This is a genomic window from Flagellimonas eckloniae (genome assembly GCF_001413955.1).
GTDB lineage: Bacteria > Bacteroidota > Bacteroidia > Flavobacteriales > Flavobacteriaceae > Flagellimonas > Flagellimonas eckloniae.
The window spans coordinates 268,316-283,889 of record NZ_LCTZ01000002.1 but is presented as its reverse complement, the minus strand read 5'-3'; the positions used below and the strand labels follow the sequence as shown (position 1 = coordinate 283,889).

Annotated in this window: 5 protein-coding genes; 3 read left to right on the top strand and 2 right to left on the bottom strand. The window is 38.9% G+C overall.

Annotated features, from left to right (window positions below; translation table 11 throughout):
- Positions 1 to 549 precede the first annotated feature (549 nt).
- Both AAY42_RS01260 and AAY42_RS01255 read left to right on the top strand, forming a co-directional pair.
- The gene (locus tag AAY42_RS01260; protein WP_175288707.1) at positions 550 to 5,223 is read left to right on the top strand and encodes a carbohydrate-binding protein; all 4,674 of its coding nucleotides are present in this window, start codon (positions 550 to 552) and stop codon (positions 5,221 to 5,223) included.
- A 20-nt stretch (positions 5,224 to 5,243) separates the two neighbouring features.
- A complete protein-coding gene (locus AAY42_RS01255; RefSeq protein WP_055392195.1) occupies positions 5,244 to 8,510 on the top strand; it encodes a carbohydrate-binding protein in 3,267 nt (1,088 codons plus the stop codon).
- 213 nt (positions 8,511 to 8,723) lie between these two features.
- Here the strand turns inward: AAY42_RS01255 and AAY42_RS01250 are convergent, their stop codons facing one another.
- Together AAY42_RS01250 and AAY42_RS01245 are read right to left on the bottom strand one after the other, a co-directional pair.
- Positions 8,724 to 9,878: an alpha/beta hydrolase gene (locus tag AAY42_RS01250; RefSeq protein WP_082433534.1), complete on the bottom strand. Its 1,155-nt coding sequence runs from the start codon at positions 9,876 to 9,878 to the stop codon at positions 8,724 to 8,726.
- Positions 9,879 to 9,903: 25 nt separating this feature from the next.
- Positions 9,904 to 11,781: an alpha-L-fucosidase gene (locus AAY42_RS01245; RefSeq protein ID WP_055392194.1), complete on the bottom strand. Its 1,878-nt coding sequence runs from the start codon at positions 11,779 to 11,781 to the stop codon at positions 9,904 to 9,906.
- A gap of 616 nt (positions 11,782 to 12,397) precedes the next feature.
- Between AAY42_RS01245 and AAY42_RS01240 the strand changes: the two genes are divergently transcribed.
- Positions 12,398 to 15,550, top strand: a complete 3,153-nt coding sequence (locus AAY42_RS01240; RefSeq protein WP_082433286.1) for a SusC/RagA family TonB-linked outer membrane protein — start codon at positions 12,398 to 12,400, stop codon at positions 15,548 to 15,550.
- Positions 15,551 to 15,574 lie beyond the last annotated feature (24 nt).

The window sequence follows — 15,574 nt, the reverse complement described above, 5'->3', positions numbered from 1 at the left end:
CCAAAAATTTTGATTGGTGAAAGAACGATTAAACCTCGTTTTTTTTCTATGGCTTGTTCCAACTAAAGGCATTTCCTTTTGTCCTTCGTTTTCTATTTTCCAACGTGTGCTACCATAAAAAGCTTCACCATTATTTTGAGCCAATCCCCTACTTCCCTTGATATATTGGCACTGGCAAATGACTTATAATTATCCATTATAAATTAATTACCGTCCAGAAATCCTTTTAGCACAAGCACATTTCCGGGTTCATAAACTTAAGAGGATTTAATACATAAGTATAAGCATATCGAGACAACGACAACAAATGTTGTCTTAAAAAGCTATTGATACTGTTTTGCCTTATTTAAGTATCACCCTGATAAATCCCAAAAAAACCATTGTAGAAAATGAGCAAAAAATTGACGAATTAGAGAAATACAGTCTTTATAAAAAATGGTTAATTGTCATACAAGTATTACAAAAATAATAAACTTAAGTATCACAAGTGTAACTATTTTTTTACAAGCCCCAAATACAATTTATGAACTCTTATTAAACCCCAACTTCATGAAAAAATTAAATTTATTCCGGAATGCTTTTTTTAAAAACTTACTTTTTATACCACTCCTGATTTGTGGTTTATCTTCCTTATTACATGCTCAGAGTGAGAATCAACAAAAGCTGAGTGATATCTTTTCTACAATCGAGGCTGCCGAGCCCAACTATAAATCGTCACCAGCTGCAAATTCAGTTGGAACATTCAGTTACACCGATCAATATAGCACTTCTTATGGCGCGGAAGCAAATCGTCCTTGGAATAACAGTAATTCTGAGACTGAAGTGTTTATGTCCAGACTAACTTATACTCACCCCACTAACGACGCCTTATCGTTTACTGCGAGTCTAGGTGAAGGTGGCGCCATTTATTCTTTTAGAAATATAAATGGAGAATGTATAGCAAAACAACATGGGTCTGGTTCCAATATACACGATCCAGATCCCGTCACCGGCATTGGATATTATAATAATCAGTGGTGCGAAGCAGTGTGGCACCTCGTTTGTAATAATATTGAGTATCAAGGAGCGTATAATGCAGCAACAGGAAAAGACAAAATCATCTGGCATCAGGGTGGCGCCTATGGCAATCTCGACACTGTAACTGATCGTACGCCTTTTTACGGCTTTCAGATAGCGGATTACTACAATAGCGCTACTGAAGAATACAGTACCGTAGCTTGGTTGCAGATTGGGCACCCCAAAGCTACGTCAACCAGTAATTTTTACAGTGAAGTATTGGTGTGGACGAAGTATCGAAATGTAGGCCAGGGGGTACTTCAGGTTGATCAGGCCTTGTACAACTTTGGCGATCATACTACTGCTCCCCCGGCGAATTCTTTCAGGACTCCTGAAATAGATAGAATTAACATCCCTTACTCTGCCCATAATGATCAGACTCACAACCGTTTATTCGAGTCGATTAGTGGTGGTGGGTATACTGAAATGACTGGCGCTAATTGGCAGTCAACCAGTAGTAACAGCGCTACAAATGGCTGGGTAGCTTTTATTGCAGGTCCCAATCAGGAAACATCCGGAACTACCCTTGGTGCTGGTTATGGCTTTATATTCGAGTCTAGCGCTGGTTCAAATAAGTTTGGTTATGTTGGCGCCACTAAGGATCAGAATAACTTCACATCCATCCGAACCGATGTGGACATTTTTGAAGGGGATCTCATGAGTGCCAGGTATTTCATTAAAGTGGGTGGTAGTATCAGCGCCATCGAATCTGCAGGAGCCACGTACAAGGATGATACGCAGCATTCGAATTGGGATTTGCTAAAAAGCGAAACGGATGACGCAGAATATTATTTTAATGTATCTGGAAATACGATTACCGCATCTAATGCAACTGGCGATTCGCAAGGTCTTGATTTGAAGCTGCAGCCATACCAAAATAGCTACCCTCTTTTCATCGTTACCAATTCATCGGGGGTATCTAAAGTCACTTCGGATCTGTATGCTGCAGTTCGCGCGGCTAATCCGAATGAGCTTCGACCTTGGAATGGGGTAACTGCGGATGTCAAGCTGTTAGGCTTTGCCGATAATAGGACAGAGGTGACTACTTTTAGTACTGTATCTGTAAACTCGGGTGGGAGTGTTACCTTTCCCGATAACACAACGATTAATAATATAACCTCGGATTTGTACCAATTGAGCTATACGGGTACATCCGGTGGTTACGACCAATACGAGCAAACCTTCGTAGACGTTTCAGGCAGTTCTGGCGGCAGCGGTACTAACTTGGCCTTGAATGGCACAGCCTCTCAGTCGTCAACCAATACTAACGTTGGAGGCGAGGCTTCTCTCGCCAATGACGGTAATACCAATGGCTCATGGGGAGGTGGTTCGGTTACCCGTACGAACAACGAAACGAATCCTTGGTGGGAGGTAGATCTCGGAGGAACTTATACCATCGAGACAGTTAATATCTTCGGACGTACTGATGGATGCTGCAACGACCGTTTGGATGATTACAATGTAATTGTTTATGCCGCTAACGGCAGCATAGTGTGGCAAGAGCAAAATATCACTACTATACCGAATCCCTCCCACAGTGTTAACGTCGGCGGAGTGAATGGTCGAACGGTTCGAATTCAGCAGAATGATGCTAATATTCTGAACTTGGCCGAAGTACAAGTCATTGAGGCAAGCTCAAGCTCTGTTGCTGTCACAGGAGCTTCAGTACTTCCATCGTCTGCTACTTTGACGTCTGCAGGAGCGACCCAATCCCTTTCTGCCACAATATCACCGTCCAATGCGACGAACCAAGATGTTAACTGGTCGTCTAGCAACAACGGCGTAGCGACAGTTAATTCTAGCGGTGTCGTCACAGCGGTCGCCAACGGGTCCGCTACGATTACCGCGACTACCTCTGACGGAGGCTTCACAGATACGAGCAACATTACGGTTTCCATCAGCACTGGTTCTGAGTACATTGGTCCATGGAACATTACTGAACTCAAACAAACACCAAATTGGACAACAACCAATGTATCTTCTGTAGCAGGAATGACAGGAATTCTTTATGAATCTATTCCATACCAGGGTAATCCTGTAGAAGTATTCGCCTATTATTCAGCACCCGCTGGCACTCCACCAGCAGGAGGTTGGCCTGCTGCTATATTTGTTTCTGGAGGAAATGGCGACGCTTTCGCTTCGGCAGTAGAATACTGGAATGACCGTGGTTATGCTGCAATATCCATGGATACATGGGGAGATTTCCCAGATGGGTCAGCCACTCCTAACCCTGGGCCAAACCGTTCGGGCGTTTTTAATGACTGGAACTTACCCAACATTGAGGATCAATGGTACTACCATGCAGTCGCTCAAGTAATGAGGGCGCACTCCTTGATTGCTTCTTTCTCTGAGGTGAATCCTAATAAAATTGGTCTAATTGGAGCGAGCTGGGGTGGAAATTTAACAGGCACCGTGATGGGATTGGATAATCGACTGGCTTGGGCTTTGCCAATTTATGGATGTGGATATCTGGCAGGTTCTGATGGTTCTCAGGGAGCTTCTATTGGAACTGGAGATAAGGCTGATTTTGTTACGGCAAACTTTGATGGAAGCGCCTATTTTAATAATGTCACATTTCCTACCTTCTTCATGAATAGAACGAATGACGGCCACTTCGCTATGTCATGTAATCAACAATCTTCACAAGCTGTGCAAGGTTCTACAGGACTACTTTATATAGATACTGGTTTTGGACATGGAAATGAAAATTGGATATCCTATGAGGAACCGTATACATTTGCGGAGAGTGTAGTGAATGGAGGTGACCCACTCCCAGAAGTCGGTACGCCATACATTAGTTCAGGCGTGGGTAGTCTAACTGTTACTTCTTCCGTTGGATTAAGCGGTGCCCGATTGTTATATACCAATGATGGTGATGCTGTCGAGTTGAATGAAAAGACTTGGTTGTCAGTTACTGCCAACATCTCTGGTAATACTGTTTCAGCGAGTATACCTGGAACCGCTGAACTCATCATCTTTGAGGTAACTGATTCGCGTGGTCTGAGGAAAACTTCAGAGTATCTCGATACTGATGATACGACACCTCCTCCTTCAAACGGAGACAATCTTGCTCTAAATGGTACAGCGACGCAATCCACCACAGTCAATGGTGCAGAAGCTTCTCGTGCCATTGATGGCGACACCAATGGAAACTTTAGTGGAGGTTCTGTAATCGCTGCCCAAGGCCCCAATGCCTGGTGGGAAGTGAATCTTGGCGCTGAATACAATATTGACGATATCATTATCTTCAATAGAACCAATAGTTGTTGCACGGATAGATTGTCCGATTTTACGGTATCCGTTATTGACGCAAATGGCACTACGACCTATTCACAGACCATTACCACCGAGCCCAGCCCTTCTGTGACAATAGATGCTTTAGGAACTGTTGGTCAGGTCATCAGGGTTCAATCCAACCTTACCAGTACCATGAATATAGCCGAAGTAGAAGTATTTGGAAGTTCGGTTCAATGTGCAGGTTTTTCAACGATTGAGGCTGAAGGGTTTAACAATATGTCCAATGTAGTTGTTGAATCTACTTCCGATACAGGTGGTGGGCAACATGTTGGCTTTATAGAAAACGGTGAATGGATTAGTTTCAATAACATGGATCTTACCTGTGCAACCTCTGTCCAGGCGAGGGTTTCATGTAACACTTCAGGTGGTGACATTGAGGTAAGGCTTGGTGGAGTTTCGGGGACATTGATTGGTACGATACCTGTTTCGAACACCGGAGGGTGGAACTCATGGACTACCTTAACAAACACAAACCTTACTCCCACAAGTGGTACGCATGAAGTGTATCTGGTATTTACCGGAGGAAGCGGTTATTTATTGAACCTGAACTGGTTAGAGTTCTCCGTTGGCCAGCAGCAGACCAGCTTAAAAAGTACATCAACCATAACCCTTGGTGAACCCGTGACCGATGATGCCCAGAATAGGTTCGTTGTCTATCCAAACCCGGCGTCCAATAGTATCACCATTGACTTTAAAAGCGATAGAATCGCTAAAATAGAAATCGTAGGTTCCCTGGGTGAGACCATACGTTCGGGTGCTATTGAAAATGGAACCAAAACTGTTGACCTGAGCGGACTCTCATCGGGACTGTACATCATCAAAGTCTCTGATGGAATCGAAACCTTCACAAAAAAAATACTCAAAAAGTAACACAATAAAATTTTAAAACCATGATTAAAAAAATCAAAACTATTTTGTTTTTAACATTGATGCTACTCTCAATCACTGGGTATGCACAGGTAACTGACCCTAACACAAAAGTACAATGGCTGGAAGGATCCTGGGGCGTACGCCTGTATGTTAGAGGAGGCGCTGAATTAGATCAATACATAAGTAATGGTTATGATTATGTAGCTGGAGCTCAAGAAATTATAGCTAAGTACCCTACTATAGGGCATGTGCTCACTAATATGACACAAAATGCTAGAACGAATAAATTTACCTTAAGGTATAATCCAAATGTTCACGCTGTGACAGGTCTTCCTAACTTTGTTATAAATGAAGACTTTGTACCTACCTTGGCAAATGAGCAGGTTATCATTGATGTAATCAATGTTTGTAAGCAGGCAGGTAAAAAAGTACTCTTGTATTTGAATTGTAAAGAATTTACAGCAGTAGATACTTCTGGAGCTGCAGAACAGGATTGGATAGATTATTATGATCAGTACTTTAATGGCGATGAATATGCGGCCAGAACCAATCTAATGGAAGGTTATATGAAACGTTTTAAAGCTTTGGGAGTAGATGGCTATTGGTTAGATGCTGCTGCTATGAACGAAAGAAATCTCCAACTCGTAGCGATGATGCGTGCGCTTGATCCAGATATGATTTTCTCAATAAACACAGACAAGTCGGTTTTTAAAAATCCAGATGGTAGTAATATGGTTGTAGTAAAAGATGATTGTAATGATGGTGCTAATCACGATAATTATGGAGTTATAAAATATGCAATGAACGATGTTGAAGGTGATTTTACCGGCGGACATATCTTCCCTTTAGGACAAGGTGGTAGAGGTGATTCTTGGGCGCATGACGAATTTACTATTGCAGATATTCAAGAGGATAATTATCAGCTTTTTGAAGGTAAAAAGATTTTGAAGCATATGTTTCTGCCTATGAGAGATCAATGGTCTGTTGCTAGTGCTACATTGCAGATGACTGATGAGATAGCATATAGAATGACGAAAAAAATTACGATGGCTGGTGGAGCAGTTACGTTTTCATGTACCACCACAGATGGAACCATAAAGGACGACGAAGATGCTATTTTGACTTACGTTAACCAAAAAATGGCAGAAAACAATCCAGTTAATTATCCTCCATATGTAAGACCTGCATGTGCTGTTTTACAAGGAGAAGATGGGAAGACAGCTCAATCCATAAGTTTTTCTGCAATTGGTACAAAGGCAGTTGGAGATGCAGATTTTGATCCTGGTGCTACTGCAACTTCTAACTTAGCAGTTAGTTACATCAGTTCTAACCCTGCTGTTGCTACTATCGTTAACAATAAAGTTCGTATTGTTGGAGCTGGCCTTACTCGTATTACAGCAAGGCAGAACGGTAATACCAATACTTATCGTCATGCACCGTTTAAACATCAAACATTAACGGTTACCGGTGGCAGCAATGGCGGCGGTGGCAGCAGTGAAAATCTTGCCTTGAATGGAACTGCCACACAGTCTACAACATTAAGTGGAGCTGTAGCCTCTCGTGCTATAGACGATAACACAAATGGAAACTTTGGAGGAGGCTCTGTAACTGCTTCTCAAGGACCCAATGCTTTTTGGCAGGTAGATCTTGGTGCAGAATACAACATCGGTGATATCAACGTTTTTAATAGAACCAATGGCTGCTGTACCAGTAGATTATCTGATTTTACGGTATCTGTTATTAATAGTAATGGAGCTACTACTTATTCAGAAACCATTACCAGTACACCTAATCCTTCTGTAACCATAGATGCTAATGGAGCGATTGGAGACGTAGTTCGAATTCAATCTAATCTTACCACTACTTTAAACTTGGCAGAAGTACAAGTATTTGAAAGTGAAAGTTCTTTGCTTGATCAAACGATTACTTTTCCAAACTTACCATCAAAGCAAGTGGGTGATGCTAATTTTTCTCCTGGAGCAACTGCAACTTCAGGATTAGGAGTATCTTATACTAGTTCTAACACTTCTGTTGCAACGATTGTAAATGGTAATATCAATATCCAAGGAGCGGGTACAACCAATATTACAGCTTCACAAGCTGGAGATGGCACTTATAATGCAGCACCAAGTGTAACACGTACATTAACAGTTACAAGTGGAAACTCAGGAGGAGGAACCACAAATCTTGCTTTAAATGGTACTGCTACACAGTCTACAACATTAAGTGGAGGTGTAGCCTCTCGTGCCATAGATGATAACACCAATGGTGCATGGGGAGGAGGTTCTGTAACTGCTTCTGAAGGACCAAATGCATGGTGGGAAGTAGATTTAGGAGGTAGTTTTAATATTGATGACATTAACGTTTTTAATAGAACCAATGGCTGCTGTACAAGTAGATTATCTAATTTTACAGTATCAGTTATTAATGGCAGTGGAGCTACCACTTATTCAGAAACCATTACTACTGAACCTGATCCTTCTGTAACAATAGACGCCGGTGGAGCAGTAGGAGAGGTCATTAGAATTCAATCCAATCTTACGAGCACTTTAAACTTGGCTGAAGTACAGGTATTTGGAAGTGCATCTTCGTGTGCGAGTTTTTCAACATTAGAATCTGAAGGTTATAATAGTATGTCCGGTGTAGTTACTGAGTCTACTTCCGATACAGGTGGAGGTCAACATGTTGGCTTTATAGAAAATGCAGATTGGATCAGTTTCAATAGCATAGACCTTACCTGTGCAACTTCTATACAGGCAAGAGTTTCTTGCAACACTTCTGGTGGTAATATTCAAGTAAGACTTGGTGGTGTTTCTGGTACTTTAATCGGTACGATTCCTGTTTCAAATACAGGTGGATGGAACTCATGGACTACCTTAACAAACACAAACCTTAGTGCTGTAAGCGGTACACATAATGTGTATTTGGTATTTACTGGAGGTAGTGGATATTTATTAAATCTAAACTGGGTCGAGTTCTCCGCAGGTAGCCAGCAGAGCGCCTTAAAAAGTAACGCGACATTAATCGTCGGTGAACCTGTGATTGATTACCCTCAGGACAAATTCGTTGTTTATCCAAACCCAGCAGCTAATAGTGTCATAATTGATTTTAAAAGTCCAGAAATCGCTAAAATGGAAATTATAGGTTCCCTAGGCGAGACCATACGTTCGGGCGATATTGAAAATGGGACCAAGACCGTTGACCTGAGCGGGCTCTCATCAGGAATGTACATTATTAAAGTCTCTGATGGTGCCGAAACCTTCACGAAGAAGATAATTAAAAAGTAATTGAAGAAAAAAGCCGGTGAGTCAATCATCGGCTTTTTTCTTCAATTAAATCAAATTACCTTATTGAACTAACGTACTCAAAGACAGTTTCTATAAGAATTTTAAGTCTACTACTATGTTTACAATAGATATCCCTAATTAAGTATTTCTATTTACCTATCAGATCAGAGCATTTCACACCTTGAAAACCGCCATTAGTCATTTTTATAACTACTATAAGAACGATTCAAAAAAACTGATAGTTTTTTGAACAATCTGCTCATGTGAAGGATTGATTGGAGTGCCGGGAGTAGCTTCTCTCCAATTATGCCCTGCGTTTTTAACTATAATGATTTCTACAGGAGCATTTACCTTTTTCGCTTTTTTTTCCATGTAATAGGCATGTTTCACAGGGATTGTAGTATCACCATCTCCTTGAATCATTAATAGAGGGGGGCTATTTTTTGTCAAATAGTTGATTGGACTCATTTCACGATACAATTTTAATTTGTCTTTTGTATCGCTTTTAGGGTTTAGAATCCTAGGACCGAATCTATCTTGAAAATTAGGTCGGTCATCATGATTGAACAAACTTGTTTTTTCAAAATCACAAGGGCCGTACCAAGATACTCCAGCAATCATTGTGTAATCATAGCCCATCAAATCTTGGTCACCTTCTAAGGTTTCAGGATCTGATAACAAAAGCATTTGTGCTATTTGACCCCCTGCTGAATCACCAAAAGCAAAAAAACGATTAGTATCCAGCCCTAGTTTTTCAGAATTTTTAGATAAATATCTGACGGCATCTTTGGAATCAATAACACAATCTCGCATAAATACATTGCCTCCTTTTGTATATAAACGATAATCTATGGATACAATACAAAATCCTTTTTTGACAAGTGCATTAAAAACTTTTGCGAAAAGTGCGTTACCAGCTCCCATTTTGCTACCTGCCGCCCAACCACCACCATGAGTATAAACAATGGTTGGTAAGTTTGATAAGTCATTTGTATTTGTAGGGTAATATATATCTAAATATTGCTTGCCTTCTTTAGTGGTTTTGTAAGGAATGTTTAGTTTTCTTTTACCGTTTGTTTTTAGATAGTTTAATTTCAGGTTTTTGAATTCTTCTAAAGTGATGCTATTATCTTTATTTGTATCTAAGTGCTGATATCTTTTCCAAGTTTTTTCGTTTTCATTTTTCTCATATTTCCCATTTTTGTTACTGTCCAAGCGATTTAGCTCTTTTTTAACTGTTATGATCGCATAAGCTTCATGGGATTTATTTTCCTTTTCTTGGGCAAATACAGTGTTTAAAAGACCTATGGATAGTATTACCAAAAGCTTTCTTAAATTTTTATAAGAGTATTCCAAGACTATTTTCATTGTATTTTTTGTAATTCCCAATGATTTATTCAAGAGTAGCCTCTACTACATATCCATTTTTGGAAGAAATCAAATCCTTGACAGAAATTTCCAAACCATTCTTTGTTTGTTTCCACATAGGTTTTTCGTTGCTTCCTAGAATACGTACATTTTTTATCTTTCCAGCATTTTCATCAAGCGACTTTATGGTAATGGTCGATTCTATTGGAACCAGTGATATGGCAAATACTTTATTTTCTTTTGCAGTAAACCAAAACTCTTGATTGCTGAAAGAACGGTCAAATTGTTTTTTTCCTCTATGGGTTGTTTCATTTGAAAGTGCCTCCTTTTGTCCTTCGTTTAATATTTTCCAACCTGTACTTCCATAAATAGCGTCACCATTTATTTGGAGCCAATCCCCTACTTCCCTTAATATATTGGCACTGGCAATTGGTACATCACCATTTCCATCAGGACCAATGTTCAATAAATAGTTACCTCCTTTTGAAGCAATATCAATAAAATAATAAAGGATTTCCGTTGTACTTTTCCAATTATCATCATAAGATTTAAACCCCCAAGAACCATTGGTTGTTCCACAAGTTTCCCATTGTTTTTCAAGTACTTCTTTGACAGAAGGAATTTTATTATCCCCCGCATCTTCATAATCACCAAAACCAAAACCAACACGTCTATTGACCAAAACACTGGGGTTGATGTCATAAACTAATTTATAAAAACGAAACGATTGTTCTTCGTTAATGTTCCCATCGCCATCAAACCAGATCAATTTTAGTTTAGGCATTAGGGCTAGTAACTCTGAAATCTGTGGATATGCTTTGTTTTCAAAGTACGATTCGTATGTATTTGGACTAGGATCCCAATAATTCTTTCCGGTCATGTGCGCGTAAATTCCCAAGGAATCATTACGTTTTTTAATACGTAAAGAATTTCCATCCGTACCATCCATCCAATCATTGCCGTGGGAATAGTAAACTCCAAAATCCAATCCTTGTTCCAAACAAGCATCATATAACTCTTTAATTGCGTCTTTTTTGTATGGAGTAGCGTCCACTATGTTATATTCTGATGAAGCGGAATCAAACAAAGCAAAACCATCGTGATGTTTAGAAGTGATGACGACATATTTCATACCTGCATCTTTGGCCAATTTTGCAATATTCTGGGCAAAGGAGGCATCAGGATTAAAGGTTTTGGCAAGTTCTTTATACTCCTCCCTCGAAAGTTGGAAAGTAGACATGAGCCACTCGGCAACATGGGGTCCGGGATGGGGTGATTCTTCAATGCGGACATCTTTCCAAATACCTCCCGCTTGCGAGTACAGTCCCCAATGAATAAACATTCCATACTTCGCTTCGTTAAACCATTGTAAAGCAGCTTGTTTTTCAGGGGAATTATGCATTGCCAACCATTCCGTTTCATGTTTTCCTGAATTAATTTGATTTTTAAAATGTGGTACCACTCTAATTTTTGCAAAAGGCGTATTGGATGCTATTGAAATGGTATGCGATTTAGCCTCTTTAAAATCAATCGTTTTTTTGAATTCTGAAACTGTTTGCGGGTTTGATGTTTTATTGATGACATAACTTTTCAAGAGTGGTTCCCGAATGCTGTCATTGTCTATTTTAATACTCACCAAAGTATCTAAATCTTCATGAATACCATCACGAACAAGTTGTACAACATACAATCCTGAATGCTTTAATTCAAAATTCCATTCAAGTGCAGTATTGTTTTTAATGGCAGTTTCGGGTTCTAGTATCAACCAATTTGGATGCTCTTCAATTTGTACTGTTTCTTTTTTGCTTATTGATTCATCACATGAATTGAATGTGACGGCTATGCTTAAAAAAAGTGATAATCCCACTATGCTTTTTCTATAAGTTGGTAGTATATATTTCATTTTAAAGTATAGTTGTTTTGATAGTGTTGGGCCAGTTAGTTATATTTTTTAATAAGGTACTTAAGTAGTAAAAGGTTTCGTTCAGCTTGTGATACAAATAACCCGTTTTTTATAAAAAATATGTTTCTCTAATCTGTCTTTGTTTTGCTCATTTCTTCTGTGCACACTACTTGGTTGTCCATGTTTGATAGTATTGTATTGTTTAAAGAAAAATGGAAACATCATAAAGCACACCAGTGCTTTCAAAAATTTTGTCCATAAAAAAAGAAAAAGATAATTGGTTTTTCTTGATTTTTTTAATTCTTATTTTTCCTTTAGGAACAAACTACTTTTTCTATCCAATGACTGAATTTACTGGGTTTTTTGCACTACTTGTTTAACCAATCCATTTGTTTTTTAGAGGTTGGGTTGTTTGATTGGTTATACTGGTTTTTTGACAAAAAACGAACTTGATTTGACCGAAATAAGCAAAAGACTGACGGATTAGAGTGATTTAAAAAGTGTTAAACGCTGTTCTTTTGTAGTTGGATTATTCTTTGTGGAAACATTTTAATTGTTTTCCAAGAATTTTCATAGACTGATTGCTAACTAAACTATAAACCAAACTAAATTATTTATGAAAAAATTATGCACGTTTATTTTATTCGTTTTATCGAGTGTTTTGTATGCTCAAAATCAGACCGTCACAGGTGTTGTGACCGATGATGGTGGTGTGCCTTTAGGTGGGGCAACTGTCTTGGTACAAGGTACGTCTATAGGAGTAATTGCGGATTTCGATGGAAATTTTAGTATTGACGTTCCAAGCCCCGTGGATTCAAAGGTTTTAAAGATTTCCTTTGTTGGATATGAGGAGAAAACAGTAACAATTGGATCCGAAAGACAATTCAACATAACCCTTCAGCCTGATGTTGAAGGTTTAGATGAAGTAATTGTCGTAGGCTACGGAACGGTAAAGAAAAGTGACCTAACAGGATCCGTATCTTCCATAAAAGCAAAAGAAGTGGCTCAATCCGGCTTTGTAGGTTTAGATCAAGCTTTAGCGGGTAGAGCGCCAGGTGTTGTTGTTACAAATAGTACCGGTGAACCAGGAGGGGCAGCGGATATTCAAATAAGGGGTATTAGTTCTTTAAACGGTAGCGAACCTTTATACATCATTGATGGTGTGCAAATGGATAATGCACTTGAAGAGTCCATAGGAATTGGCGATTTAACCTCTTCCTCCTTGAGTCCTTTAGCCATGATAAATCAAGCAGATATTGAATCCATAGAAATTCTTAAAGATGCCTCTTCTACTGCTATTTATGGGTCTCGTGGTGCTAGTGGCGTGATATTGATAACTACAAAACAAGGAAAAACAGGTAAAGGTGTTATTAACATTTCACAAGAGTTTGGAATATCAGAGGTAAACCGCTACCTTGATGTGTTGGATGGCAATCAGTATGCTATTGTAAATGCTGAAGCACGTCTAAATATAGGTACTGAACTAAACGAAGCTCAAGACTCGTTATTGACACGTGGGTTAGCAGGTAGTTTACGTACCAATGATTGGCAGAGAACAGTTACTTCCGCAGGAACCCAAAGTAATACTAATGTAAGCTTTAGTGGTGGTGACAAGGATATGAGATACTCTGTCTCAGGAGGACTCTTACAAACTACTGGCCCCGTTTTAGGTAGTGATTTTAATCGCGTAACTACAAGAGTTAGGCTAGATGCCAATGTATCTAAAAAACTAAACATAGCTACCAACATAAACTATTCTCGTCAAAATAGAGAGACAGTAGGTAATACCGCTTTTAATAGAGCTATTAGATCAAATCCATTAAGTGGACTAGACAATAATGAAGATGAGGATATAGTTAATGATGAGGAAACAGTACTTACTCCCAGAACAGCTATAACAAATGTTATAAACACCACTTTACAATCACAGTTTGTTGGAAGTGTTGATTTAAAATACAATTTCGCTGAGTCTCTATTCTTTAGGTCATCATTTGCCTTTCAAGAAAGACATACGGCACAACGGTATTATCGAAAAGCTTTAGAAGATGCTGGAGCATCAGGAAGTTCTAGAACTAATGATGTTAGGAGAACCCAAATCACCATTTCCAATACCCTTAACTTTAATAAACAAATGGGGAAAAGTAACTTAAATGCTGTTTTGGGGCAAGAAATAATAGAAAATGAATCTGAAGGTATTCGTGTTCAAAATTTTGGATACCCGAACGACCTCCTTACCTATTTCGCACCAGGTATTGCAACATTTAATGACCCGGATCAAGTTTCGTATAGCAAGAATGTTCTAGCTTCATTTTTTGGAAGGGTAAACTATACTATAAACAACAAATACCTATTTACGTATACAGGACGTTATGATGGGTCTTCAAAATTCGCTGTAAACAATAAATGGTCATTCTTTAATGCAGCTGCTTTTGCTTATAAGCTTTCAGAAGAAAACTTCTTAAAAGATGTTGATGCCATATCAGAGATTAAATTACGTGCTAGTTATGGTACTGTTGGTAATCAAGCGATTAACCCTTACAATTCTTTAGATTTATACGAAGCGGAACAAACACCCTTTGGTGAAGTTACTTCCCCAATTTTTTATCAAACCCAATTACCAAATCCAAATTTATCTTGGGAAACTACCTCGCAAGCTAATGCAGGAGTAGATTTAGGTTTTTTTAGAAATAGATTTACTGCAACTTTAGACTATTACCAAAAAGTTACCGATGACCTTTTATTTACCAACCAGGCCGCTCCTGCTCAATCAGGTTTTACAACATATACCCAAAATACCGGATCATTGGAAACAAAAGGTTTTGAAGCTTCTTTTAATGCCGAAATCATAAGAGGTAATAAGTTTTCCTGGGCGTTGAGTGGTAATGTCGCAACAGGTAAAACTATAGTAAAAGGGTTAACATTCGATAATACCTTTAGTGGTTGGGATCCCGGATTTATTTCTGGTGGGACGCAACGTTTAATCATAGGCGAGGAAGTAGGTACTTTTTATGGTTACAAAACAGCAGGTATTGCACAATTTGATGACCTTGCTACATTCCAGGGTGTTGACAATCAAGGACGAATAGATCTTTATAATGCAGACCCTAATGCCGGTCATGAATTTGTAGATGGTTATGAAGGAGGGCTACCCTTTATAGATGCTGATGGGGGTGCTGATGGTGTACAAGCAAATCCCGGAGACCAGTTATATGAAGATTTGAACGGAGATGGTGTAATCAATGACTTTGATCGGCAAATCATTGGTCAGGCACAACCGGAGGTAACACTAGGTATCAATAATACATTTACTATTGGAAACTTTGATATTAATATATACATGGATTCCCAAATAGGCAAAGATGTCCACAATCATTCAAGCATTGCTTTATTGGCATTTACAGGTAATCAATCTGAAGCTAGAGCTTGGAATAGATGGACACCAGAAAATCCAAGCAATATATACCCAAGAATGAATCTAAATTCCAATTCAGGAGCATTAAGATATAGTGATAGATATATTGAAGATGGCTCGTTTGTACGGTTACAAAACATTACGTGTAACTATAATTTTCCAAAAGAAATTACGGACAAATTAAGTGTAAGCAACTTACGTGTATACTTATCAGGTACAAATTTAGCTATATGGACGAAATACAAAGGCCTTACACCAGATACATCTTCTCGAAGAGGGAATACAAGTTTAGGACATGACCAGACGAATTATCCCCCAAGTCGCCTTATAAGATTAGGAGTAAATGTTACATTTTAAAAATACTAACTTAAAAAATTACAA